Genomic DNA, 23,034 nt, shown 5'->3' on the forward strand with positions numbered 1-23,034 from the left:
GGCTACCATGTCGCGGCTCACATGTCACGAATCAAGGCCCGCGCGGATCGCCGCAGGCGTTGCGCCGTGCAGGCGTTTGCGGGCGCGGGAGAGTTAAGGCGTGAACGATAGGACGAAGCTCATCGCGATTGCGCTCGGCCTGTGGCTGGCGCTGGAGATCGTCGCCTTCGCCTTCGTGCTGCGATCGGTGGGCCTGCTGATGGCGATCCTGCTCGGACTCGGCGCCACGGCGCTGGGTCTTTCCGACGTGAAGCGCCTCATGTCCGTCTGGCGCGACCGAGGGAGAGTGCGCGCCGAGGGCGCGATGCTCGACGGCGCGCTTCAGGCTTTCGCTTCTTTCCTGCTGATCCTGCCGGGCTTCGCCTCCGACGTCGCGGGCCTTGCGCTGAAGTCGCCTTCCGTGCGCGCGGCCGTGATGAACCGCATCCGCAATCGCGGCAAAAGCCCGACGAAACCGGAGGGTCCGCAGACCATTGATCTCGATCCCCGCGAATGGAAGCACCTGACCCCGAGCGGGCGGCCAAAGCGCAAGCGCAAGAAGCCTGATGGGGCTTCGCCGGCGGCGCGCTAGATTCGCAGGAGCGCAGGTTCCCCGCGCGCTGAAACCTTGTTCCGGGTCGGGAGACGTGTTAGGCGGGCGCGACTTCTCACCGCAAAGCGGCACGGCTGGAGATCCCGATATGTCTGACGCAAATGGAAACGGCGCCAATGCCGGGCAGGGCGGCGCTCCGGCCCTGAACGCGCTGGTTCAGTATCTGAAGGATTTCTCCTTCGAGAACCCCAACGCCCCCAATTCGCTCGGCCCGCAGGAAAGAGCGCCGAACATCTCCATCCAGGTCAATGTCAACGCCAAGCAGCTTGCGCAGACCGACTTCGAAGTCTCGCTGACGCTCGAGGCCTCCGCCGGCGAGGGCGCGGGCCTGCTCTTCAAGCTCGAGCTCGAATATGGCGGCGTCTTCCGCCTGCTCAACATTCCGCAGGAACAGATCCATCCGATCGTCATGATCGAATGCCCGCGCCTCCTGTTCCCCTTCGTGCGCCAGATCGTGGCGGACGCGACGCGCGACGGCGGCTTCCCGCCCCTCTACATCGACCCGATCGACTTCGTTGCGCTCTATCAGCAGAAGGCCGCCGAGGCCGCCGGCCAGCCGGGAACGGCGAACGCTTAAATCACAGAGCGCGTTTCACCGCGCTCTAATGATGAAATTCAGGCGGCGGAGGGCGATTGCTCTCCGCCTTCTTCATTTTGGGGCAGATATTTGTCCCAGATGACCGTCTTTGAGAGCGCGGCGACGAAAGCGCGATGCGCCTCGACCTCTTCCGCGGTGAGACGGTTCGGCAGCGGCTCTGGCCGGGCGCGCAGAAGATCGCCCGTTTGCGCGCGGCGCGCGACGCTGACCGTCGCCAGCGACAAAGCGGCCTGACGGCCGCCGCGCAGCTCTGCATAGACTTCCGCCAAAAGGCCCGCGTCAAGAAGCGCCCCGTGCTTGTCGCGGCGGGAAAGATCGACGCCGTAGCGCTGGCAGAGCGCGTCGAGCGAAGCGGGGCTGCCGGGATGGAGCCGCCGGGCCATGGCGAGCGTGTCGATGATGCGCGCCGGCGCCAGCGGCGCGAAGTTCAGCATCCCGAATTCCGCGTTGATGAAACGCACGTCGAATTCGGCATTATGCGCGACCATCGGCGAATCCTCGATGAAATCGACGAATTCCTGCGCGATCTCGCGAAATTTCTTGTGCTGCGAAAGAAACTCGCGCGAGAGGCCGTGAACGCGAAACGCCTCCTCCGGCATGTCGCGTTCGGGATCGATATAGACGTGAAAGACGCGGCCCGTGGGGATGAGATTCAAAATCTCGACGGCGCCGATTTCCACGACGCGGTCGCCCTTGAAGGGATCGAGGCCGGTGGTTTCCGTGTCGAAGACGATTTCGCGCATGAAGATAAGTCTCTCAATCGATCACGTGACGCAACAGGCCAAAAAGCCAACGGATCAGGCCCCAGACGAGACGTGCGGACCAGACCAGAAATTCCAGGCCGTCCAGAAAGTCGGCGACGGCGCCGACGAAGCGTCGCCATCCGCTCTCGGGCGACGCGCCACCCGCTTTGTCCGCGTCAGGCTCTCTTGCCGAGGGCATCAAGTATCGCCTGAACCTCCGCGCGGGCCGCGTCGAGCCCCTTCTCCGTATGCACGACGAAATCGGCGCGGGCGCGTTTTTCGGCGTCGGGAACCTGCTTCGCCAGAATGGCCGCGAATTTCTCTTCCGTCATGCCCGGACGCGCGAGTACGCGGGCCTTTTGCACATCTTCCGGCGCCGAGACGACGACGATGGCGTCGACCGTCTTTTCCGCGCCCGTCTCGAAGAGCAGCGGGACGTCATAGACGACGATGCGCGTTCCCTTCTCTTCCTCGTCTTTCAAAAACTGGTCGCGCGCCGCCCAGACGAGCGGATGCACAATGTCCTCGAGCTTTTTCAGCGACGCCGGATCTCTCAAGACGCGCTCGGCGAGCCGGCCTCGATCGATCGCGCCGTCGACCGTCACGCCCGGAAAAGCCGCCTCGATCGGCGCGACAGCAGCCCCGCGATAGAGATCATGGACGATCCGGTCCGAATCGAGCACCGGGACGCCCGCCTCGCGAAACATCTCGGCGGTCGTGGACTTGCCCATGCCGATGGAGCCAGTGAGGCCGACGCGGATCATCCTGCTCACGAAATCAGCGCTCCCTCGCGGCGCAACGCGTCCAGCAAGGGCAAAATGGGAAGGCCCATGATCGTCCAATGGTCGCCATCGACTTTTGAAAAGAGCTGCGCCCCGAGACCCTCGACCTGATAGGCGCCGGCGCTGGCGAGCGCCGCCTCGCCCATTTCGCGAAGGTAAGCGGTGATGAAGTCGTCGCTCAGCGGCCTCATGGTCAGATCCGCATGGGCGACGGTCTCGAAAAGAACCGCGCCGTCCCGCATGAGCGCGATCGCCGAATGCAGGCGATGCGCGCGGCCGGAAAGAAAGCGCAGCAGCTCGGCGGCTTTCTCCATCGTCTCCGGCTTTCCGAAAATGCGGTCGCCGCAGCTCGCGACCTGATCGGCGCCGAGGATGAGACGGCCCGGCGCGTTCTCCGACACGATGGAGGCTTTCGCACGCGCCAGAGCGCGCGCGACGGCGTCCGCCCCGACCGGACCGAGCGCGGCTTCGATGGCGCGCTCGTCGACATCCGCCGGCCGCGATTCGAAGGGAAGGCCCGCCTGGGCGAGCACCTGCCGCCGCCCCGCGCTCTTCGAGGCGAGAATCAGAGGCGCATCCGCGCGCCAGAAGGGGGAATTCACGATTTCGCTCACGCTTCTATCCACAGCCCCGGCTGGAATTTGAGGAAAAGCGGGGACAGTTATGGCGTCCGGAGGGCGACCCTGTCGACAGCTGGGCATAAGCCGGCGAATCTATCAACAGGCATGCCTCTGTCCGAAGCGGAGCCGTGAATCGTCCGTACAAGACTCATACACAGCGAGCGGCCTGGTTCTCCACAATCTAACGACTCAACAACGCTTTGAAAATAAATAGTTTTCTTCCTTTTCCCCATTATCCCTCGCAACGGCTTGGAATCCGTCCCGATTCGCTTCGCCTGTGGGCAAAACGTTAACGAAAAGTTAACTGCGCAGGTCCAATGGTTAACAAAATCTAAATCAACTCTTTTTAAAGGGATTTTTATTTTTCGCGCTTTCGCGCTACCTCCTATCGACGCTGGCTGAGCGATGCGGGGATTTTCAGTTTGTCGAACGAGAAACGTCTGATTTCGGCCCTGCGGGGCGCGGCCCACCACGTCCCGCCCATGTGGCTCATGCGCCAGGCGGGGCGCTATCTGCCGGAATATCGGGAGCTCCGCGCCACCGCGAAGAGCTTTCTCGATTTCTGCTACACGCCGGCCATGGCGGCCGAGGTGACCCTGCAGCCGATCCGGCGCTTTCACTTCGATGCGGCGATCCTCTTCTCCGACATTCTCGTCATCCCCGACGCCATGGGGCAGACGGTTTCCTTCGAGACGGGGGAAGGCCCGCGCCTCGATCCGATCGAGACGCCGGAGGCGATCGACCGTCTCGGGGCATTCGAGATCGAGAAGCTTTCTGCGGTCTTCGAGACAATCGACCGCGTGAAGACCGAGCTTCCCCCGGACGTGGCCTTCATCGGCTTTTGCGGCGCCCCCTGGACCGTCGCCAGCTATATGATCGCGGGCAAGGGCACGCCCGACCAGGCGCCGGCGCGACTCTTCGCCTTCCGGCATCATGCGGCTTTCCAGAAGCTCATCGACCGGCTGGTCGAGGCCTCTGTGGAATATCTCATCCGCCAGATCGACGCGGGCGTCGAGGTCGTGCAGATTTTCGACAGCTGGGCGGGCGTCCTGCCGGCCAATGAGTTCGAGGCCTGGTGCGCGCGGCCGATCGAGCGGATGGTGGCGGCTCTGAAGGAAAAGCGCCCCGGCGTTCCGGTGATCGCCTTCGTGCGCGGCGCCGACGCCCATCTGCCGGGCCTGACGCGCCGGCTCGGGGCCGACGGCTACGGGCTCGACACGGCGCTCGACGCGAAATGGGCTGTGGCCGAGACGGCCGCAAATGTCTGCCTCCAGGGCAATCTGGACCCGCTGGCGCTCATCGCCGGCGGAGAGGCGCTCGACCGCGAAGTGGATGCGATCCTGGAGGCGTTCTCGGGCCGGCCGCATATTTTCAACCTCGGGCACGGCATTTTGCCTCAGACGCCGATCGAGAATGTCGAAAGGCTGATCGCCCGGGTTCGCGCGTAACAGGCCCTGCGCCAAGAGGAAGAGCCGCCCAAATGTATCTCTGGATCAAGGCCCTGCACGTCGTCGCCATCATCTCCTGGATGGCGGGGCTGCTCTATCTGCCGCGGCTCTTCGTCTATCACGCGGATGTGGGGCCGGGGCCGCAGTCGGAAACCTTCAAGGTCATGGAGCGGCGGCTCTATCGCTACATCATGACCCCGGCGATGGTCGTCGCCTGGGCGAGCGGGCTCTTCATGGCGGCGGACGCCGGCGCTTTCCAGCAGCCATGGTTTCACGTGAAAGCGCTTCTCGTGCTGCTGCTGACGGGGTCCCATTTCCACGACGGCGCCCTTCTCCGCGGCTTCGCGCAGGACGCAAATGTCCATTCTTCCCGCTACTTCCGCGTGATCAACGAGATTCCGACCCTGCTCATGATCGGCGTCGTCGTCATCGTGATCGTGAAGCCTTTTTGACGCCCGCTTGCATGTCATTGAAAAAACGTATAAGGACGTAGCCCTTACCTCTGGCAGACAGTCGAATCGACGCTCGCCGATTTCCAAATCCGGCGCCCGGGAAGTTCTTCCCGACCCCTGCCCTCTCTCCATCCGCCCGTCTCTTCGAAGGCCCACATGCGGGAAATCAAACTTTCGGACTTGAAAGCAAAGTCCGCCGCCGAGCTTCTCGCATTCGCCGAGGAGCACGAGGTTGAAAACGCTTCCCTGCTGCGCAAGCAGGAGTTGCTCTTCGCGATCCTGAAGCAATTCGCGAGCCGCGACGTCGAGATCGTCGGCGAGGGCGTCGTCGAGGTGCTGCAGGACGGCTTCGGCTTCCTCCGCTCGCCCGACGCCAACTATCTGGCCGGTCCCGACGACATCTATGTGTCGCCCTCGCAGATCCGAAAATTCGGCCTGCGCACCGGCGACACGGTCGAGGGCATGATCCGCAGTCCGAAGGAAGGCGAACGTTACTTCGCCCTTCTGAAGGTCAACACGATCAATTTCGAGGACCCGGAGAAGGTGCGCCACAAGGTGCCCTTCGACAACCTCACGCCCGCTCTATCCCGATGAGCGGCTGAAGCTCGAAATCGACGATCCGACGAAGAAGGACCTTTCTTCCCGCGTCATCGATCTCGTCGCGCCGATCGGCAAGGGCCAGCGCGCCCTTGTCGTCGCCCGCCCCGCACGGGTAAGACGGTTCTGCTGCAGAACATCGCCCAGTCGATCACGACCAATCACCCCGAGTGCTATCTCATCGTGCTGCTCATCGACGAGCGCCCGGAGGAAGTGACCGACATGCAGCGCTCCGTGCGCGGCGAGGTCGTCTCCTCGACCTTCGACGAGCCGGCGGTGCGTCACGTGCAGGTGGCCGAGATGGTGATCGAGAAGGCCAAGCGCCTCGTCGAGCATCGCCGCGACGTCGTCATCCTGCTCGACTCGATCACGCGCCTGGGCCGCGCCTACAACACGGTCGTCCCGTCATCCGGCAAGGTGCTGACGGGCGGCGTCGACGCCAACGCCCTGCAGCGCCCGAAGCGCTTCTTCGGCGCGGCGCGCAACATCGAGGAAGGCGGCTCGCTGACCATCATCGCCACGGCGCTGATCGACACCGGCTCGCGCATGGACGAAGTCATCTTCGAAGAGTTCAAGGGCACCGGCAACAGCGAGATCATCTCGACCGCAAGGTCTCCGACAAGCGCGTCTTCCCGGCGATCGACATCACGCGCTCGGGCACCCGCAAGGAAGACCTGCTGGTCGCGCCCGACATCCTCAAGAAGATGTATGTCCTGCGCCGCATCCTCAATCCGATGGGCACGGTCGACGCGATCGAGTTCCTGCTCGGCAAGCTGCGCGAGACGAAGGGCAACCAGGCTTTCTTCGATTCGATGAACACCTAGTCGACGTTCCCAGAGTTGAATTAAACAATGCCCGGCGCAACGTTTTGCGTCGGGCTTTTTCTTTTCCCGCTCCGCCCTCTATCGTTCTAATCGGGCGGATGGCAGTTGAGGCGCGGCAATGTTCTCCAACTTCGCCAATGTCTGGACCATCGTCGCGCTCGCGCGCGATCTGAAGCCTGGCAAGCCGCTCAGCCTGCGCATTGCCGGGGAGCGCGTCGTCTTCTTTCGCGACGCGTCGGGCAAGGCCGCAGCGCTCATCGACCGCTGCCCCCATCGCGGCGTGGCGCTGTCGCTGGGGCGCGTCGACAAGGGCGAAATCGAATGTCCCTTCCATGGCTGGCGCTTCGACGGCGACGGCTGCAATCGTCATGTGCCGTGGAACCCGGACGCCAAGCGCGAGAATCTGGGCGCCGTCGCCCTGCCCGTTCGCGAGATGGAAGGGCTCCTTTGGCTCTATACGGGCTTCTCGCCCGATAGGGAGCCGCAGCCGAGCGAAACCTTCACCCTCCCCGGCCTTGCGGTCTGCGCCCAGTCCGTCGTCTGGAACGTCCACTGGACGCGGGCGATGGAAAACATGCTCGACATGCCCCACCTCCCGTTTGTGCACCGCAAAACAATCGGCAAGGACGCGCGGCGCCTTATCGGCGGGCGGATGGACGTCGCTTGGGAAGACCGGCCCTATGGCGGGCGAATCAGCGCAGCGATCGACGGCGTGGCGCGCCCCGGCGCGCTCGAATATCGATTCCCCAACGTCATGGAGCTCTTCATCGACCCGCCTGGCAAACTCCTGCGCCTGATGGTCGCCTGCATTCCGGAGGACGACAGGACGTCGCGGCTCCTGCTTCTCACCATGCGCAGCTTCGCCCGTTCGCCCCTGCTCGACCCGGTCTTCCGCCTGTTGAACCGCCGCATCGCCAGGGAGGATCAGGCCATCGTCGAATCCTCGCTTCCGGGCGAAGTCCCCCCTTCGGGCGAGGAAGCTTCGGTGCGGACCGACGCGCCGACCCTCGCCTTCCGTCGCATCTATCGAAAGCGGCTCCTGGGGAGCGTGGCGGAGCGGCCGCGCGCGCCCCTGCTGGACGCCCCCACGGATTGAACATGGACACGATCTTCGCACTCGGCACTGGAGCCGGCCGCGCCGCCATCGCCGTGATCCGCCTTTCCGGCCCGCGGGTTCGGGAGACGCTGACCGCTTTCGCTGGCGTTCTTCCAGAGCCTCGGCAGGCAGCCTTCGTGACGGTCAGAGAGCCTTTGAGCGGCGAGGTGCTGGATCAGGGCCTTGCGCTTTTCTTCCCGGCGCCGCATTCCGCGACGGGCGAGGATTACGCCGAGCTGCAAATACATGGCGGACGGGCCGTGGTTGACGGCGTCCTGTCGGCCCTCTCCCGCCAATCCGGCCTGCGCATGGCCGAGCCCGGCGAATTCGCCCGGCGCGGCTTCGCCAATGGCAAGCTCGATCTTTCTCAGGCCGAAGCGCTGGCGGATCTGGTCGACGCCCAGACCGAGGCGCAACGCCGTCAGGCGCTCCGGATCGCCGGGGGCGCATTGCGTCGAAAGGTGGAAGGCTGGCGACTGGCCCTGATCGAGGCGCTGGCGTTGGTCGAGGCCGAACTCGATTTCAGCGATGAAGGCGATGTGGGGAGTTTCGACGCTTTGCGCCTGCGGGCCTTGCTCGACGGGCCACGCGACGAGATGCGCGCGGCCCTGCGAGATGCGCCGGCTTCCGAACGGATGCGAAATGGCTTTCTCGTCATGATCCTGGGTCGGCCAAACGCGGGCAAATCGACTTTGCTCAACGCGCTCGCGCGTCGGGACATGGCGATTGTCTCCCCTACCCCCGGCACCACGCGCGACATGATCGAGGCTCATCTGGATATTGAAGGCCTGCCCGTCACCTTCGTGGACACAGCCGGCTTGCGCGAGGCTGCGGACGAGATCGAGCGCCTCGGGGTCGACCGCGTTCTGGAGCGGATGGAGACGGCCGATCTCGCGCTTTGGCTTTCCGCCGGGGGGCAGGAAGATCCGGCCGCCACCGGCGTAGAGTTGCTGAAGGTGGCGACGAAGATCGATCTGGCGCCTTCTCCGGCGGGCTGGCTCGGGCTCTGCGCGCGGAGCGGAGAGGGTCTCGATCTCTTGTTGGCGGAGGTGGCCGAAAGGGCCAAGGCTCGAATCGGGGACGGGGCCTCGGCGCTTTTGATTCGTGAACGGCATAGGGAGGCTGTGTCCCTGGCCGCAATAGCGCTCGATTCGGCTCTTGCGCTCGAAAAGGACTTGGAATTTATCGCGGAGGATTTACGTTCCGCCGCGCGGGCCTTGGGCCGTATCGTCGGGACGGTGGATGTCGAGGACGTCCTCGACGCGGTGTTCTCGCATTTCTGCATCGGCAAATAGGTGGGCTGTTTCACGTGAAACAGGGTAAAGAATTTGATGTGATTGTCGTGGGCGGCGGACATGCCGGCTGTGAAGCCGCGGCTGCCGCGGCCCGGCTTGGCGCGAGAACCGCGCTCGTCACGCACTCGCGGGAAAGCATCGGCGTCATGTCCTGCAATCCGGCCATTGGCGGCTTGGGGAAGGGTCAACTCGTTCGGGAGATCGATGCGCTGGATGGGCTGATGGGGCGCGTCGCCGACCAGAGCGGCATCCAGTTTCGTATGCTCAACCGCTCAAAGGGACCGGCCGTGCGCGGGCCGCGCGCCCAGGCTGACCGCAAGCTCTATCGGGCCGCGATGCAGGCGGCGATTGAGCAGACCGAGAATCTTTCCGTGATCGAAGCATCTGTCGAAGATCTGCTCGTCGAGGGTGAGAGGGTCCGCGGCGTCGTCACGAGCGCGGGCGACGACATTCGCGCAGACGCCGTCGTTATCACGACCGGCACATTCCTGGGTGGCGTTATCCATATTGGCGACGAACGCACGCCCGCGGGGCGCATGGGCGATCCCCCGGCATTGGGTCTCTCCCGTAGGCTGCGCGCGGCCGGATTCGCCGTCGGCCGGCTGAAGACCGGCACGCCGCCGCGCCTTGATGGCAAGAGCATTGATTGGGAAGGTCTCGAAAAGCAGCTTGGAGACGAGACGCCCGAGCCTTTTTCGCTGCTCACGACGCGCATCGACAACCCGCAGGTCGCCTGCGCGATCACGCGCACCACGACGGCCTCGCATGAAATCATCCGGGCGGACCTGCATCGCTCGCCCCTCAAGACCGGCGCCATATCGGGCCCCGGCCCGCGCTACTGCCCCTCGATCGAGGACAAGGTCACCCGTTTTGGCGACCGGGACGGGCACCAGATTTTCCTTGAGCCCGAGGGGCTCGACGACGACACCGTCTATCCCAACGGCATTTCGACCTCTCTGCCCCTCGCGACGCAGGAAGGCTTCATCCGCTCGATCCCCGGCCTGGAGCAGGCCCGCATTTTGCGGCCCGGCTATGCGATCGAATATGACTATGTGGATCCTCGCGAGCTCTCTCCAAGCCTCGAAACCAAGCGTCTGAAAGGCCTGTTCTTTGCCGGCCAGATCAACGGCACGACGGGCTATGAGGAGGCGGCCGCGCAGGGGCTGGTCGCGGGGTTGAACGCCGTGCGGCGCGCCGCGGGTCTGCCCTCGGTCGTCTTCGATCGGGCAGAGGCCTATCTTGGGGTGATGATCGACGACCTCGTCACGCGCGGCGTCAGCGAGCCCTATCGCATGTTCACCTCGCGCGCCGAATACCGGCTGTCGCTGCGGGCGGATAATGCCGACGACAGGCTGACGCCGAGGGGCGCCGAGCTCGGCTGTGTGGGTGTAGAGCGGAGGAAGGTCTATGGCGCCCGCGCGGAGAAGATTGCCCGCGCCCGCGCCTTGCTCGAGGGCGTCTCGCTGACATCGGCGGCGGCGCTGAAGCAGGGCCTGCCGGTCAATCAGGACGGGCAGCGCCGCAATGGCTTCGCCCTGCTCGCTCTGCCTTTCGTCTCATTTGGAAAGCTGACGGAGATCTGGCCGGAGCTGTCGCAAGTCGACTCCGCGACCGCTGAGCGCCTCGAAACGGACGCACGCTACGCCGTCTATCTCGACCGGCAGCAGGCGGATATCGACGCCTTCCGGCGGGATGAGCAGCTCGCTCTGCCGGAATCCCTTGATTATGGCTCGATTGCCGGCCTCTCGGCCGAGTTGCGCGGCAAGCTCGCCTTCCTGAAGCCTCGCACGATCGGCCAAGCGCAGCGCATCGACGGTATGACGCCATCGGCCCTGACCCTCCTCGCGGCGCGGGCGCGGCGGGCGTGAGCAAAGACAACAGGGCCGAGGCCCTGGCGCTTGCGCCATCCCTGGAAGCTATCGAGCGGGAGCTCGTCATCTATGAGGACCTCCTGCGGCGCTGGCAGGCGAAGATCAATCTCGTTGCGCCGAATAGTTTAGAGGCGACCTGGATCCGTCATTTCGCCGATTCGGCGCAGGTTTTCGAGGCTGCGCCCGTGGCGACGGTCTGGGCTGATATTGGATCCGGCGCCGGTTTTCCCGGTCTCGTGACCGCGCTTCTTCTAAAGGGGCGCGACGGCGCTGCGGTGCATCTGATCGAGAGCGACCAGCGCAAGGCGGCTTTCCTGCGCGCTGTTTCACGTGAAACAGGCGCGCCCGTGGAGGTCCATGCCGAGCGGATCGAAAGGGCGCTGCCCCCGCTCGCCGGGAAAATTCAGGCCGTCAGCGCTCGCGCGCTCGCGCCGCTCGCCCGGCTCGTCGAAATGGCCGCGGGCCCCTTAAAAAACGGCGCAAAAGGCGTGTTTTTGAAGGGAGAAGAATGGCGCGACGAATTGACCGCCGCCGAGCGCGTCGGTAATTTTACCTATGAGACAATTCAAAGCCGCACGCATCCGCGCGCCAGATTGATCCTTGTCCATTCACCTTCAGAGGCCAATTTTGACCGGACAGACTAACGGCCAGCGCGTTCTCGTCCTTGCCAATCAGAAGGGCGGCGTCGGCAAGACGACGACCGCGATCAATCTCGGCACGGCGCTTGCGGCCGTGGGAGAGGAAGTTCTGGTCATCGACCTTGATCCGCAGGGCAACGCCTCGACCGGGCTCGGCGTCGAACGCAAGAGCCGCAAGATCTCGACCTATGACGTGCTCCTCGGCGAATCCAGCCTCGCCGACGCCATCGTGCAGACGGTCGTGCCTCGCCTCTCCATCGCGCCCTCGACGCTCGATCTCCTTGGCGTCGAGTTGGAGATCGCCGGCGACAAGGACCGAGCCTTCCGCCTGAAGCGGGCCTTGGCAGAGCTGGCGGCCGCCGAGCATCACGAGGGGGGCCGGCGCTACGATTATATTCTGATCGATTGCCCGCCTTCGCTCAACCTGCTCACGATCAATGCGCTCGCCAGCGCCGACGCCGTCGTCGTGCCGTTGCAATGCGAGTTTTTCGCGCTGGAGGGCCTCTCTCAGTTGCTCTCCACCGTGGATCAGGTCACGCGGACCTTGAACCCCAAGCTATCGATCCATGGCGTCGTGCTGACCATGTTCGACCCGCGCAACAATCTCGCGACCCAGGTCGCCGCGGACGTGCGCCGCTTCATGGGCGATAAGGTCTATGAGACGATGATCCCGCGCAATGTGCGCGTCTCCGAGGCGCCCTCGCATGGCAAGCCGGTGTTGCTCTACGATCTGAAGTGCTCCGGCAGCCAGGCCTATCTCAAGCTCGCCTCCGAAGTGATTCAACGGGAAAAAAGGCTGCGCGCGGCTTGATCCTCTTCCGGGCCGCGCCACGATGAGCGCGCCCGTTTCCAGTAAGGAGCGTTTTCATCATGGTGGAAGAACCGCGCCGACGGCTGGGCCGCGGCTTGGCGGCTTTGTTGGGCGACGCCAGCGACGACGCGCCGGCGGAGCGCCCGCGCGGGCAGCGCAAGGTTCCGATCGAGTTTCTGCGCCCCAATCCTCGCAATCCCCGCACGCAGTTCCGTGAGGAGGATCTCGCCGATCTGACCAATTCGATTCGCGAGAAGGGCATCATCCAGCCCATCGTGGTCCGGGCCATTCCCGGGGTCGCAGACGCCTATGAGATCATCGCCGGCGAGCGTCGCTGGCGGGCGGCGCAGGCCGCCGGAATCGCGGACGTGCCCGTCGTCATTCACGAGGCCGACGACAAGGAGGCGCTCGAGCTCGCCATTATCGAGAACGTCCAGCGCGCCGATCTCAACGCCATCGAAGAAGCGAAGGGCTATGAGCGGCTCGGCGCGGAGTTCAATTATTCCCAGAGCGAGATCGCCAAGATCATCGGGAAGAGCCGTTCGCACGTCGCCAATACGATGCGCCTGCTTAATCTGCCGGAGGGCGCCAAGGCGCTGGTGCGGGATGGGGCGATTTCCGCGGGTCATGCCCGCGCCTTGCTCGCGGTCGAGAACCCGGAAGCGGTGGCGCGGCAGATCGTCGAACAGGGCCTGACGGTGCGCGACGTCGAGGCCATGGCGCAGTCGCAGGCGGCCAACGCCGCCGCTGCGTCCGAAGGCGACGCCGCTCCCGGCAAGAAGCCCTCTCGTGCGGACAAGGACGCCAACACCCGCGCGCTGGAGAAGACGCTGAGCGACGCGCTTGGCATGGCGGTCGACATCAAGAATCAGGGAGAGCGCGGGGAGCTGCGCATCCGCTATCAATCACTCGACCAGCTCGACGCTATTTGCCGCCTGCTGAGCGAATAAATTAAGCGGGCGCAAGACGCGGCCGGACATTCGGTATCGCGAGAGACACAAAAAAAACCGGCCCGCGAGGGCCGGTTCTTTTTTGCGCCGATCCGTGTGGATCAGAACGGCAGGATCTTCGGAACGCCCCAGTCCGCGCCGAAGCGGTAGGTCAGACCGGCCGACACGACGATCGGATTGACCTTCACGGCGAGGTTCAGCGGAACCGCGAGGGCGCCGAACGGCGTGCCCGTGTTGACGGCCCAAACGTGAGCGTTCGGCTCCATCATGATGTATTTCACGTCGACGTTCACGCCCCAATGGTCGTTGAACATGTAGTCGGCGCCAGCCTGGCCGACGACGCCCCAGGACGGGGTGATGGTGGCGGCGGTGGCGGTCGTGAAGCTCGCAACGCCCGGGAAGTTCGGAAGGGCGAACGGGAACATCTGGTTGCCCGCGCGGGTGCCCCAATAGGCGGTGAAGTTCACGCCGACGCCGATATAGGCTGGAAGGCGCCGAACTGCGTGAAGTGATACTGCAGCAGCATCGACGGCGGGAACACCCAGGTCTTGATGACGAAGGTCGATTTGATCGACCCGACGCCCGTCACGTGATGGCCGGGCTGACGCAGCATATCGCTTCGATCGCCCAGTTCTTCGTGATGTAGTAATCGACGTCGATCATCGGGATGACCGAGGAGGAAATGTTCGTGCTGGCGACGGGGAAGACGCTGCCGGCGCCCAGGCTGTAGCCGACGGCCTGCAGAACGGTCTGGTTGCCGAGCCAGGTGCCCGTGCCGCGGTCATAGATCGTCGCAGAACCGTCGGTCGGGACGACGCCGCCAACCTTCAGGCGAACCTGGAAGGGATGGAAGGGCTCGATAACCGGCGGCGGCGGCGGCGGGGCCTTGATGCTGGGAAGATCGGCGGCGTGCGCGGAGACGGCGGCCGTCCCCATCGCGAAGGCGGCGAAAGCGCCGCGAACAAAAGTCCTCATCGGAACCCCCTCGGGAAATCTCTCTATCGACGGTCGACGCCGACGCGCCGAGTCGCAGTCAAACTGCCTCGTTTTTGATCGGGCGTATTTGACTAATGTCAATAAAAAGCTTGTGGACTGTTCATTCTTTCCCATTGTGTCACTTGCGCAACAGATCGGCGCTGTTGCCTTGCCGCACGGCGAGCGCTAATCGAGACGCTGCGAAACGCTTGAGACTCTCAAGAATTCCGGCGCATTCCGCGTCGCTGCGGCGCCCAAAAAACCGCCGCCCCCTGCGCAAGGTCCGCTCACTTGACCGCAACCACGTCCCACGCCGAACCCAAGGTCGACGCCGAACTCGTCGCCGCCCACGGCCTCAAGCCCGACGAATATGACCGCATCCTGAAGCTGCTCGGGCGCGCGCCGAGCTTCACGGAGCTCGGGGTCTTCTCGGCGATGTGGAACGAGCACTGCTCCTACAAGTCGTCGCGCATCCACTTGCGCAAGCTGCCGACCAGCGCGCCGTGGGTGATTCGCGGGCCCGGCGAGAACGCGGGCGTCATCGACATCGGCGACGGCGACGCCGTGCGTCTTCAAGATGGAGAGCCACAACCACCCCTCCTTATCGAACCCTATCAGGGCGCGACGACGGGCGTGGGCGGCATTTTGCGCGACGTCTTCACCATGGGCGCGCGTCCCATCGCCTGCCTGAACCTGCTGCGCTTCGGCGCGCCGGCGCATCCAAAGACGCGCCATCTCGTGTCCGGCGTCGTCGCGGGCGTCGGCGGCTATGGCAATTCTTCGGCGTGCCGACGGTCGGCGGCTCCACGGAATTCGATCCGTCCTACGACGGCAACATCCTCGTCAACGCCATGGCCGTCGGCCTCGCGCGCGCCGATTCGATCTTCTATTCGGCCGCGGCCGGCGTCGGGCAATCCGATCGTCTACCTCGGCTCGAAGACGGGCCGCGACGGCATTCACGGCGCGACGATGGCCTCCGCCGCCTTCGAGGCCGACGCCGAGGAGAAACGCCCGACCGTGCAGGTCGGCGACCCCTTCTCCGAAAAGCTCCTCCTCGAGGCCTGCCTCGAATTGATGGCGTCGACGCGTCATCGCCATTCAGGACATGGGCGCGGCGGGCCTCACCTCTTCCGCGGTCGAGATGGGCGCGAAGGGCAATCTCGGCATCGAGCTCGACCTCGACGCCGTGCCCTGCCGCGAAGAGGGGCATGACGGCCTATGAGATGATGCTCTCCGAAAGCCAGGAGCGCATGCTGATGGTGCTGAAGCCCGAGCGGAGGAGCGGGCCGAAGGCCATCTTCCGCAAATGGGGCCTCGACTTCGCCATCGTCGGCCAGACCACCGACACGCTGCGCTTCGTCGTGAAGCACAAGGGCGAGGTCAAGGCCGATCTGCCGATCAAGGAGCTCGGCGACGAGGCGCCGCTCTACGACCGGCCCTAGGTCCCGACGCCCAAACAGCCCGTGATCGACGCGGCCGCCGTCACGCCGCCCATGTCGAACCGAGACGCGCTGCTCAAGCTGCTATCCGCCCCTAATCTCTGCTCCAAGCGCTGGATCTGGGAGCAATACGACCATCTCATCCTCGGCAACACCGTCGGCCAGCCGGGCGGCGACGCGGCCGTGATCCGCGTGAAGGAAGGCCCCAAGGGGCTTGCCGTCACGACGGACGTGACCGCCCGTTACTGCGCCGCCGACCCGATCGAGGGCGGCAAGCAGGCCGTGGCCGAGGCCTGGCGCAACATCACGGTGCGCGGCGCGACGCCGCTCGCGCTCACCGACAACCTCAACTTCGGCAATCCGGAGCGGCCCGAGATCATGGGCCAGTTCGTCGGTTGCCTGCGCGGCATCGGCGAGGCGGCGCGCGCGCTCGGATTTCCCGATCGTCTCCGGCAACGTCTCGCTCTACAACGAGACGCAAGGGCGCGGGCATTCTGCCCACCCCCGCCATCGGCGGCGTCGGCGTGATCGCGGATGTCGCGAAATCCGCGCCGACCGGATTTGTAGCGGAGGGCCAGGTCATTCTCCTGATCGGCGAAACGAGAGGCTGGCTCGGCCAGTCGGCCTATCTCGCCGACATTTGCGGCCGCAAGGAAGGCGCGCCGCCGCCGGTCGATCTTGCCGCCGAGCGCCGCAATGGCGAATTCGTCCGCGAGCTGGTGCTTTCAGGCCGCGTCACCGCCGCGCATGACCTTTCGGATGGCGGCCTCGCCGTGGCGCTGGCCGAAATGGCGCTCGCGGGCGGGATCGGCGCCGCCGCGCCCCATGCGCCCGAGGGGCCGGCGCACGCCTTCCTCTTCGGCGAGGACCAGTCCCGCTATCTCGTCACGGCCGCCACGCGCAAGGACGCTGAGGCTATTGCCGACTCGGCGACGAAAGCAGGCGTTCCCATCTATTCGCTCGGCGTCACCGGCGGCGATTCCTTGATCCTCCCGGGCGAGGCGCCGATATTGCTGACCGAGCTGCGCAAAGCGCATGAAACGCCGCTTCCGGCCTATATGGCTGGCGACGACCGTGTCTTTTCCGACAATTCATGACGCAAAGAGGACCATCGAAATGCCCATGCCCGCCGCCGAAATCGAGCGGATCATCAAAACGGCCATTCCCGACGCCACGGTGGAGCTGACGGCGCTCGCCGCCGATGACGACCATTGGGCGGCGACCGTCGTTTCCGAGCAGTTTCGCGGCCTCACCCGCGTGAAGCAGCACCAGCTCGTCAACGCCGCCTTCGGCCCGCGGCTGGGGACCGAGCTTCACGCGCTGGCGCTGACGACGCGCGCGCCTTAAAGAGATCACGCAGCGCGGCGCCTTGAACGCCGCGAGAAAGGAAAGCAAATGTCCGACATCAACAGCCGCATCAAGAGCGAGATCGAATCCTCCGACGTCGTCCTCTTCATGAAGGGCACGCCGGCGGCCCCGCAATGCGGTTTCTCCATGCAGGTGGTGCAGATCCTCAACCATCTCGGCGTGCCCTACAAGGCGATCAACGTTCTTGCGGACGGCGATATCCGCGAAGGCATCAAGGCCTATTCCAACTGGCCGACCATCCCGCAGCTCTACGTGAAGAACGAATTCATCGGCGGCTGCGACATCACGCGCGAAATGTTCCAGTCGGGCGAACTCACCGCGCTCTTCGACAAGGAAGGCGTGCCCCACGCGCAGGCGGGCAAGGCGTAAAGCGCCGCCATTCTTGTCGCTGAATTCACTGCGCGCCGCTCTCTTCGGAGCGGCGCGCATTTGTTTTTTTCGATGGGTTGCGTCGGCGTCCCGGGCCCCATGCTGCAACTGCTCTTGGCGCCACAGCGGGGGAACGCATCTTACGCTTTTTTATGACAGCCAGATGAAGGAGACTTCCAGTTACAGGCGCCGAGGGGGACCAGCGGAGTCGTTCGCCCGCGTAGCGCTCTGGAGATGGAGGAACCCATGTCCCATAAATTGGTCTTCGCCGCCGCGGCGCTTGGCGTCGTGCTCTCGACCCCGGCGCTCGCCTATGACCGGTCTTTCGATTTCGCCGAGGTGTGGGGCCAATCGACCCAGAGGCACCAGCGCGACGAAGCGCTGAGCGCCTCGCCGCGCGACGCGACGCGCCATCAGTCGCCTTACGTCTTTCAGGGCCGGCCGCATGACCCTTCAGGGAACATCATTCTGGAGGGCGCCCGCTGATTCGATCCGATAAGCTTTCGAAACAAGCCCCGGCCAACCGCCGGGGCTTTGTTTTTTCAATCTGACGGCCCGCGACTGCCTCTGGCCAAAAATATTTTCTTGTGCAATGCAGCATTTCTCTCCGCTCGGAGGCGAAAGCCGCCTCTGTGGTTCAACGCCGACAAGACGTCGATATCCGGATATACATAGATTTCGCCTATCTTTCCATTCGCATTCGCTCCCGCATTGATTTCGGCGCCGTCATGAGCAACTTTCGCGGCATGATTTTCGGTTTCGATCCGCAACGACCTCTGCGCGCCGGGGCGGTCTCCTCGTGAGTCGCCCTCTGGTCCTGACCCAGGGCGACCCTTCCGGCATCGGGCCGGAGCTGGCGCTCAAGGCCTATGCCGCGCGTGACGCGGCGGGGCTGCCGCCCTTCTTTATCCTCGCTGATCCGACCCATCTCGCCCGCGTCGCTCGGGCGCTCGCGATCGACGTGCCCCTGGAGGAAACGACGCCGCTCCACGCCGCCAGGGTTTTCGCGCGCGCCTTGCCGGTCGTGTCTCACGGGCATGAGGCGCGCGGTCCGTTCGGTCGCCCCGATCCCGAGGACGCAAAATCCACCATCGCCTCGATCGAACAAGCCGTTGCCCATGTGGTGGCGGGCGAAGCGCGCGCCGTCGTCACAAACCCGATCGCAAAGTCGGTGCTCTACGCGGCGGGCTTCGCCCATCCGGGCCATACCGAGTTTCTGGGCGAACTGGCGCGTCGTCATTTTCAGGCCGAGTTCCGCGCCGTGATGATGCTCTGGTCGCAGGAACTCGCGGTCGTGCCGATCACCATTCACATTCCGCTCGCCGAAGCGCCGCAGCGCCTGACGAGAGCGCTGATTGTCGAGACGGGCGCGATCGTCGCGAAAGACATGCGCGAGCGCTTCGGAATCGCGACGCCGCGTCTCGCCTTTTCGGGCCTCAATCCGCATGCGGGCGAGGACGGCGCGTTGGGGCGCGAGGAAATCGAGACCATCGCGCCCGCGATCGAAGAATTGCGCGCCAGGGGAATCGACGCCCGCGGGCCCTTCCCCGCCGACACGATGTTCCACGCCGCCGCGCGCAGGAATTACGACGTCGCGCTCTGCCCGACGCATGACCAGGCGCTCATCCCCATCAAGACGCTCGCTTTCGATCGCGGCGTCAACGTCACGCTGGGCCTGCCCTTCGTGCGAACCTCGCCCGATCACGGCACGGCTTTCGACATTGCGGGCAAGGGCGTCGCGGACGCCACGAGCCTCATCGAGGCGATCAGGCTCGCCGGGCGGATGACCGCGTGATCGACGATCTTCCGCCCCTGCGCGAAGTCGTCGCGCGCCATGGCCTCGACGCGAAGAAGACGCTCGGCCAGAACTTCCTCTTCGACCTCAATCTCACGAGCCGCATCGCGCGCGCGGCGGGGCCTTTCGAGGACGCCGTGGTCGTCGAAATCGGCCCCGGCCCCGGCGGCCTCACGCGCGCGCTGCTGGCACAGGGCGCGCATGTCGTCGCCATCGAGCGCGACCAACGTTGCCTGCCGGCGCTCGCCGAGATCGGGGAGCGTTATCCCGGCCGCCTCACCGTCATCGAAGGCGACGCGCTGGAGATCGATGTGGCGGAGCTTGTGCGCGCAACCGGTGCGAAAGGGCCCGCGCGCATCTGCGCCAATCTCCCCTACAATGTCGCGACGGCGCTGCTGACCCGCTGGATCGAGGCCGAGCCCTGGCCCAGCGTCTTCGACCGCTACGTGCTGATGTTCCAGAAGGAGGTCGCGTTGCGCATCGTCGCGACGCCGGCGCAGCGCGCGGATTATGGCCGGCTCGGCGTGCTCTGCGGCTGGCGCACGAAAGCGCGCATTCTGTTCGACGTGTCGCCGGCGGCTTTCACGCCGCCGCCGAAAATCACATCGTCGGTCGTGGAGCTCGTTCCGAACCCCTCGCCGCTTGCTTGCAATCCGCGCGCCCTCTCGCAGATCACGCAGGCCGCCTTCGGTCAGCGCCGCAAGATGCTTCGCCAGAGCCTCAAGAGTCTGGGCCTCGACGCAGCCGCCTTGCTGGCGAAAGCGGGAATCGAGGAAACGCGCCGCGCCGAGGAAATCGACGTGGCGGGCTTCGTCGCGCTCGCCAATGCGCTCAGCGCGGCGCGTGGTCGAGAATGACCTTCGCCTGCGCCTCGGCCATCCGCGCCTGTCCTGCGGCGGAGAAATGGCAATTGTCGGAGCGGCTGGTTTTGGGGTCGAAGGCGTCCGAGTCGACTCCGGGCCACAGGCCCAGCTTCTCGTCCGGCAGCGCCCGCTGCGCCGCCTGTATCGCGTTTCCGTTTTTCCAATCCCGCATCGGCGCGCAATAGGTCGCGACCGAAACGAAGACGGGCGCGTCGATTCCTTTCGCCCGCAGCCGCCCGACGATCTTCAGGAACATCGCGCGATAGGCGTCCGGTTCTGTCTCGTCGGCATAGTCCGACTCGCCCTGATGCCAGATCACATGGGTGACGCGGTAGCGCGCGGAGACGCGCTTCGCCGTCTCGTCGAGCATCTCGCCCAGATCGCCCTCGGCGAAACGGAAGATGGGCTGGCCGCCGACGGAAGCGGGGACGAGCACCACCCTGTCGTAACGCCCGGAGCGGATCAACGCGTCGCCGAGCAGCGTAAGCCATTCGCCGCCGAGATTGGTCCCGCCGAGGAGCGGCGAGGCGGCGGGGGCGCATTCGCCGTCATAGAAGCCGAAAACCCTTCCGGGAAAGGCCGTGCGGGCTGGCGCCTCCGCGTGATTGGCGATGTTGGACTGGCCCGACGCGAGGATCACGGCGGTGCGCGCGTCCTGCGCCGGGCAGGCGGCGGCCTCCTTGCCGGGATAGGCCGCAAGGCGTCCGTAACGGTCGTAAGACGGGCCGCCGCTTTCGCCCGAGACAGCGTAAAGCGCGGCGCCAAGCAGCGCTGTAAGCGCGATGGCGCGCGGCGAGATTGAATTCGGTTTCACGACGACTGTTTTCCCTGTCCCCATGGGACGGGATCATGCACGCGCCTTGGCCGTGCGCAAATAATCCCGCAGGACGACGGCGTTGTTCCTCTCTTCGTCCTTCGCCGCGTAAAGCAGCGTCATGCGGCTCTTTCGGGCCAAGGCGCGCAAGGTAGCAATCTCCTCCTCCGCTTCGGGCGATTGCAGTTCCTCGCGATAGCGCGACTGGAATTCATCCCATCGCGCCGGATCGTGGCCGAACCAGCGCCGCAACTCGTTGCTCGGCGCGGAAGCCTTCGCCCAATGGTCGATCGCCGCCTTGTCCTTGCTCAGGCCGCGCGGCCAGAGCCGGTCGACGAGAACGCGCAGTCCGTCGTCTTCCTCGGGGGGATCATAGGCGCGCTTGAGATGAATCGCGTGCATGAGCACGAATTAGCGCGCGCCGGCGCGAATTCTATTCGCTCAGGAGCTTGCCCACGAAGCCGTCGATCTCCCGCTCGCGGCGCGGGCGGCGCTGGCGCTCGGCGCGCAGGATCGCGATGAGGTCGTCGAAGGAGCGCTGAAGGTCGTCATTGACGATGACGTAGTCGTAATCCTTCCAGCGCGCGATTTCCTTGCGGGCGTTTTCCAGCCGGCGCTCGATCACCTCCTTGGCGTCCTCGGCGCGGCGCTCAAGCCGCGCGCGCAGCTCCTTCATGGAGGGCGGCAGAATGAAGACCGTCACCGTGTCGGCGCCCATCTTCTCGCGCACCTGGCGCGTGCCCTGATAGTCGATGTCGAAGAGGCAGTCGCGGCCCTGCGCGAGGATCGCTTCGACGGGCCCGCGCGGCGTGCCGTAGAAATTGCCGTGCACCTCGGCCCATTCGAGCAATTCGCCCGCGTCGCGCATGGCGACGAACTGGCGCTCGTTGATGAAGCGGTAATGGATGCCGTCGACTTCGCTCGACCGGCGCGCGCGGGTCGTCACCGAGATCGACAGCGTGAGGTCGAGGTCGCGGTCCTGCAGCAGCATCCGCGTCAGCGTGGTCTTGCCGGCGCCGGAGGGCGAGGAAAGGATGAGAACGACGCCGCGGCGCAGCGGTAGGGAGAGGTCCATATCGACGAATGTCATGAGTAGGGGCAATCGGCAATAGGCAATCGGGCCGCCGCTTTCAACCCTTGGGGCGCGCCGCCTGCCCTACTCGATGTTTTGCACCTGTTCGCGCAGCTGCTCGACCTCGATCTTGAGCTCCAGCCCGATCGCGGTCAGTTCGGCGTCGTTGGACTTGGCGCAGAGCGTATTGGTCTCGCGCGAGAATTCCTGCGCCAGGAAATCGAGCCGCCGGCCGATCGGGCCGCCATCGGCGAGAAGCTTCTGCGCGCTTGCGACATGGGCCTTGAGCCGGTCGAGCTCCTCGCGAATGTCGGCCTTGACCGCGAGCAGCACCGCCTCCTGATGCAGCCGCGCCGGATCGAGCGTCTCGGCGGTCTCCAGAAGCCGCGTCACCTGCTGCGCCAAGCGCTGGCGCACGGCTTCCGGTTGGCGCCCGGGGGCGGCGTCGGCCCGCGCTGCGAGGGACCCGATTTTCGTCAGCCGCTCCTGCAGCACGGCGGCCAGCGCGGCGCCCTCGGCGTGGCGGGAGACCAGCAGCTCTTCCAGCGCCTGATCGAGCGCGGCGAGCATGCTCTGCTCAAGCGCCGCGCGCTGGGCCTCGTCATCCTCCGGCTCCACCACTTCGACCACGCCGCGGATCGCCAGCAGGCCGTCGAGCGAGGCGGGGCGCAGGCTGGCGTGGAGCGGCACGTCGTCGAGCGCGGCGAGCAGCCGGTCCAGCGCGGCGCGGTTGACGCGGGCCGAGCCTTCGGCCTCCGCCCGCTTCGCCGTGAGATTGCCGAAGACCGAGCCGCGCGCCACTTGGGCGGTGACGGCGGCGCGGGCTTTTATTTCGACGGCGTCGAAACCCGTCGGCACGCGCAGCCGCAGGTCCAGCCCCTTGGCGTTGACGCTCTTCAGCTCCCAGGCGTAGCTCCACGGCCCCAGGCTGCCGCGCGCGCGGGCGAAGCCGGTCATGCTGGCGACGGAATGGGTCATGGGCGGCTCCGGGCGAGAGGTCGGCCGGGATGTAGCGCGTTTTC

General features: G+C 65.4%; 29 protein-coding genes and 2 pseudogenes. 20 read left to right on the top strand and 11 right to left on the bottom strand.

Annotated elements, in window-relative coordinates; all coding sequences use genetic code 11:
• Nucleotides 1-100: 100 nt before the first annotated feature.
• Complete coding sequence (locus ACPFMJ_RS13740) at nt 101-571, top strand: FxsA family protein (RefSeq protein WP_424360544.1); 471 nt, start codon at nt 101-103, stop codon at nt 569-571.
• 109 nt (nt 572-680) lie between these two features.
• On the top strand, nt 681-1,169 hold the full coding sequence (gene secB / locus ACPFMJ_RS13745) for a protein-export chaperone SecB (RefSeq protein ID WP_424360545.1): 489 nt from the start codon (nt 681-683) through the stop codon (nt 1,167-1,169).
• A gap of 38 nt (nt 1,170-1,207) precedes the next feature.
• On the opposite strand, the gene dnaQ is transcribed toward secB, so the two are convergent.
• From dnaQ to ACPFMJ_RS13765, 4 genes are read right to left on the bottom strand one after another with little or no spacing between them, the layout of a single operon-like run.
• The gene (dnaQ, locus tag ACPFMJ_RS13750; protein ID WP_424360546.1) at nt 1,208-1,933 is read right to left on the bottom strand and encodes a DNA polymerase III subunit epsilon; all 726 of its coding nucleotides are present in this window, start codon (nt 1,931-1,933) and stop codon (nt 1,208-1,210) included.
• Between the two features lie 13 nt (nt 1,934-1,946).
• Nucleotides 1,947-2,132 (bottom strand): hypothetical protein, encoded by a 186-nt coding sequence (locus tag ACPFMJ_RS13755; protein ID WP_424360547.1) that lies wholly within the window; start codon nt 2,130-2,132, stop codon nt 1,947-1,949.
• A complete protein-coding gene (gene coaE / locus ACPFMJ_RS13760) occupies nt 2,110-2,697 on the bottom strand; it encodes a dephospho-CoA kinase (RefSeq protein ID WP_424363866.1) in 588 nt (195 codons plus the stop codon). Before coaE ends, ACPFMJ_RS13755 begins: the two co-directional genes overlap by 23 nt.
• A 5-nt stretch (nt 2,698-2,702) precedes the next feature.
• Nucleotides 2,703-3,329: a Maf family protein gene (locus ACPFMJ_RS13765; RefSeq protein WP_424360548.1), complete on the bottom strand. Its 627-nt coding sequence runs from the start codon at nt 3,327-3,329 to the stop codon at nt 2,703-2,705.
• Between the two features lie 428 nt (nt 3,330-3,757).
• Between ACPFMJ_RS13765 and hemE the strand changes: the two genes are divergently transcribed.
• The 9 genes and pseudogenes from hemE (at nt 3,758) to ACPFMJ_RS13810 (ending at nt 13,317) form a co-directional block, all read left to right on the top strand.
• Nucleotides 3,758-4,783, top strand: a complete 1,026-nt coding sequence (hemE, locus tag ACPFMJ_RS13770; protein ID WP_424360549.1) for a uroporphyrinogen decarboxylase — start codon at nt 3,758-3,760, stop codon at nt 4,781-4,783.
• 32 nt (nt 4,784-4,815) lie between these two features.
• On the top strand, nt 4,816-5,235 hold the full coding sequence (hemJ, locus tag ACPFMJ_RS13775; protein ID WP_424360550.1) for a protoporphyrinogen oxidase HemJ: 420 nt from the start codon (nt 4,816-4,818) through the stop codon (nt 5,233-5,235).
• Between the two features lie 156 nt (nt 5,236-5,391).
• Nucleotides 5,392-6,656 (top strand): annotated as a pseudogene (gene rho, locus ACPFMJ_RS13780) (transcription termination factor Rho).
• Nucleotides 6,657-6,774: 118 nt separating this feature from the next.
• Complete coding sequence (locus ACPFMJ_RS13785) at nt 6,775-7,752, top strand: Rieske 2Fe-2S domain-containing protein (RefSeq protein WP_424360551.1); 978 nt, start codon at nt 6,775-6,777, stop codon at nt 7,750-7,752.
• A gap of 2 nt (nt 7,753-7,754) precedes the next feature.
• Nucleotides 7,755-9,047 carry a tRNA uridine-5-carboxymethylaminomethyl(34) synthesis GTPase MnmE gene (gene mnmE / locus ACPFMJ_RS13790; RefSeq protein ID WP_424360552.1) on the top strand — a complete coding sequence of 431 codons (1,293 nt, stop codon included), beginning with the start codon at nt 7,755-7,757 and terminating at the stop codon, nt 9,045-9,047.
• A 14-nt stretch (nt 9,048-9,061) separates the two neighbouring features.
• Nucleotides 9,062-10,915, top strand: a complete 1,854-nt coding sequence (gene mnmG / locus ACPFMJ_RS13795; protein WP_424360553.1) for a tRNA uridine-5-carboxymethylaminomethyl(34) synthesis enzyme MnmG — start codon at nt 9,062-9,064, stop codon at nt 10,913-10,915.
• Nucleotides 10,912-11,562: a 16S rRNA (guanine(527)-N(7))-methyltransferase RsmG gene (gene rsmG, locus ACPFMJ_RS13800; protein ID WP_424360554.1), complete on the top strand. Its 651-nt coding sequence runs from the start codon at nt 10,912-10,914 to the stop codon at nt 11,560-11,562. The genes mnmG and rsmG overlap by 4 nt, the downstream gene beginning before the upstream one ends.
• A complete protein-coding gene (locus ACPFMJ_RS13805) occupies nt 11,546-12,367 on the top strand; it encodes a ParA family protein (RefSeq protein WP_424360555.1) in 822 nt (273 codons plus the stop codon). Before rsmG ends, ACPFMJ_RS13805 begins: the two co-directional genes overlap by 17 nt.
• Nucleotides 12,368-12,426: 59 nt before the next feature.
• A complete protein-coding gene (locus ACPFMJ_RS13810; protein WP_424360556.1) occupies nt 12,427-13,317 on the top strand; it encodes a ParB/RepB/Spo0J family partition protein in 891 nt (296 codons plus the stop codon).
• 101 nt (nt 13,318-13,418) lie between these two features.
• Here the strand turns inward: ACPFMJ_RS13810 and ACPFMJ_RS13815 are convergent, their stop codons facing one another.
• The 3 genes from ACPFMJ_RS13815 to ACPFMJ_RS13825 are packed head-to-tail and all read right to left on the bottom strand — an operon-like array spanning nt 13,419 to nt 14,292.
• The gene (locus ACPFMJ_RS13815; RefSeq protein ID WP_424360557.1) at nt 13,419-13,784 is read right to left on the bottom strand and encodes an OmpW family outer membrane protein; all 366 of its coding nucleotides are present in this window, start codon (nt 13,782-13,784) and stop codon (nt 13,419-13,421) included.
• On the bottom strand, nt 13,781-13,930 hold the full coding sequence (locus ACPFMJ_RS13820; RefSeq protein ID WP_424360558.1) for a hypothetical protein: 150 nt from the start codon (nt 13,928-13,930) through the stop codon (nt 13,781-13,783). Before ACPFMJ_RS13820 ends, ACPFMJ_RS13815 begins: the two co-directional genes overlap by 4 nt.
• Nucleotides 13,903-14,292, bottom strand: a complete 390-nt coding sequence (locus ACPFMJ_RS13825; protein ID WP_424360559.1) for a hypothetical protein — start codon at nt 14,290-14,292, stop codon at nt 13,903-13,905. Before ACPFMJ_RS13825 ends, ACPFMJ_RS13820 begins: the two co-directional genes overlap by 28 nt.
• A gap of 291 nt (nt 14,293-14,583) precedes the next feature.
• Between ACPFMJ_RS13825 and ACPFMJ_RS13830 the strand changes: the two are divergent.
• The 9 genes and pseudogenes from ACPFMJ_RS13830 (at nt 14,584) to rsmA (ending at nt 20,120) form a co-directional block, all read left to right on the top strand.
• Nucleotides 14,584-15,514, top strand: a pseudogene (locus ACPFMJ_RS13830) (AIR synthase-related protein).
• On the top strand, nt 15,501-15,734 hold the full coding sequence (locus ACPFMJ_RS13835) for an AIR synthase-related protein (protein ID WP_424360560.1): 234 nt from the start codon (nt 15,501-15,503) through the stop codon (nt 15,732-15,734). Before ACPFMJ_RS13830 ends, ACPFMJ_RS13835 begins: the two are co-directional and overlap by 14 nt.
• A gap of 21 nt (nt 15,735-15,755) precedes the next feature.
• Entirely contained in the window at nt 15,756-16,259 is a 504-nt protein-coding gene (locus ACPFMJ_RS13840) for an AIR synthase related protein (RefSeq protein ID WP_424360561.1), read from the top strand.
• Nucleotides 16,256-16,828: an AIR synthase-related protein gene (locus ACPFMJ_RS13845; RefSeq protein WP_424360562.1), complete on the top strand. Its 573-nt coding sequence runs from the start codon at nt 16,256-16,258 to the stop codon at nt 16,826-16,828. Before ACPFMJ_RS13840 ends, ACPFMJ_RS13845 begins: the two co-directional genes overlap by 4 nt.
• Before the next feature lie 19 nt (nt 16,829-16,847).
• Complete coding sequence (locus ACPFMJ_RS13850; protein ID WP_424360563.1) at nt 16,848-17,078, top strand: BolA/IbaG family iron-sulfur metabolism protein; 231 nt, start codon at nt 16,848-16,850, stop codon at nt 17,076-17,078.
• Between the two features lie 48 nt (nt 17,079-17,126).
• Entirely contained in the window at nt 17,127-17,468 is a 342-nt protein-coding gene (grxD, locus tag ACPFMJ_RS13855) for a Grx4 family monothiol glutaredoxin (protein WP_424360564.1), read from the top strand.
• Nucleotides 17,469-17,714: 246 nt separating this feature from the next.
• On the top strand, nt 17,715-17,954 hold the full coding sequence (locus tag ACPFMJ_RS13860) for a hypothetical protein (RefSeq protein ID WP_424360565.1): 240 nt from the start codon (nt 17,715-17,717) through the stop codon (nt 17,952-17,954).
• Between the two features lie 313 nt (nt 17,955-18,267).
• On the top strand, nt 18,268-19,263 hold the full coding sequence (gene pdxA / locus ACPFMJ_RS13865; protein ID WP_424360566.1) for a 4-hydroxythreonine-4-phosphate dehydrogenase PdxA: 996 nt from the start codon (nt 18,268-18,270) through the stop codon (nt 19,261-19,263).
• Nucleotides 19,260-20,120 (top strand): 16S rRNA (adenine(1518)-N(6)/adenine(1519)-N(6))-dimethyltransferase RsmA, encoded by an 861-nt coding sequence (rsmA, locus tag ACPFMJ_RS13870; RefSeq protein ID WP_424360567.1) that lies wholly within the window; start codon nt 19,260-19,262, stop codon nt 20,118-20,120. Before pdxA ends, rsmA begins: the two co-directional genes overlap by 4 nt.
• On the opposite strand, the gene ACPFMJ_RS13875 is transcribed toward rsmA, so the two are convergent.
• The 4 genes from ACPFMJ_RS13875 to ACPFMJ_RS13890 all read right to left on the bottom strand — a co-directional run bounded on the left by ACPFMJ_RS13875 (nt 20,095) and on the right by ACPFMJ_RS13890 (nt 22,990).
• Nucleotides 20,095-20,940: a sialate O-acetylesterase gene (locus ACPFMJ_RS13875; protein ID WP_424360568.1), complete on the bottom strand. Its 846-nt coding sequence runs from the start codon at nt 20,938-20,940 to the stop codon at nt 20,095-20,097. The genes rsmA and ACPFMJ_RS13875 overlap by 26 nt on opposite strands.
• Nucleotides 20,941-20,973: 33 nt before the next feature.
• Complete coding sequence (locus tag ACPFMJ_RS13880) at nt 20,974-21,342, bottom strand: DUF488 domain-containing protein (RefSeq protein ID WP_424363867.1); 369 nt, start codon at nt 21,340-21,342, stop codon at nt 20,974-20,976.
• Nucleotides 21,343-21,373: 31 nt separating this feature from the next.
• Nucleotides 21,374-22,030 (bottom strand): guanylate kinase, encoded by a 657-nt coding sequence (gene gmk / locus ACPFMJ_RS13885; RefSeq protein WP_424360569.1) that lies wholly within the window; start codon nt 22,028-22,030, stop codon nt 21,374-21,376.
• Nucleotides 22,031-22,096: 66 nt separating this feature from the next.
• On the bottom strand, nt 22,097-22,990 hold the full coding sequence (locus ACPFMJ_RS13890) for a YicC/YloC family endoribonuclease (protein WP_424360570.1): 894 nt from the start codon (nt 22,988-22,990) through the stop codon (nt 22,097-22,099).
• Between the last annotated feature and the right edge of the window lie 44 nt (nt 22,991-23,034).

The sequence above is a fragment of the Methylocystis parvus genome (genome assembly GCF_049675845.1).
Classification (GTDB): Bacteria; Pseudomonadota; Alphaproteobacteria; order Rhizobiales; family Beijerinckiaceae; genus Methylocystis; species Methylocystis parvus_A.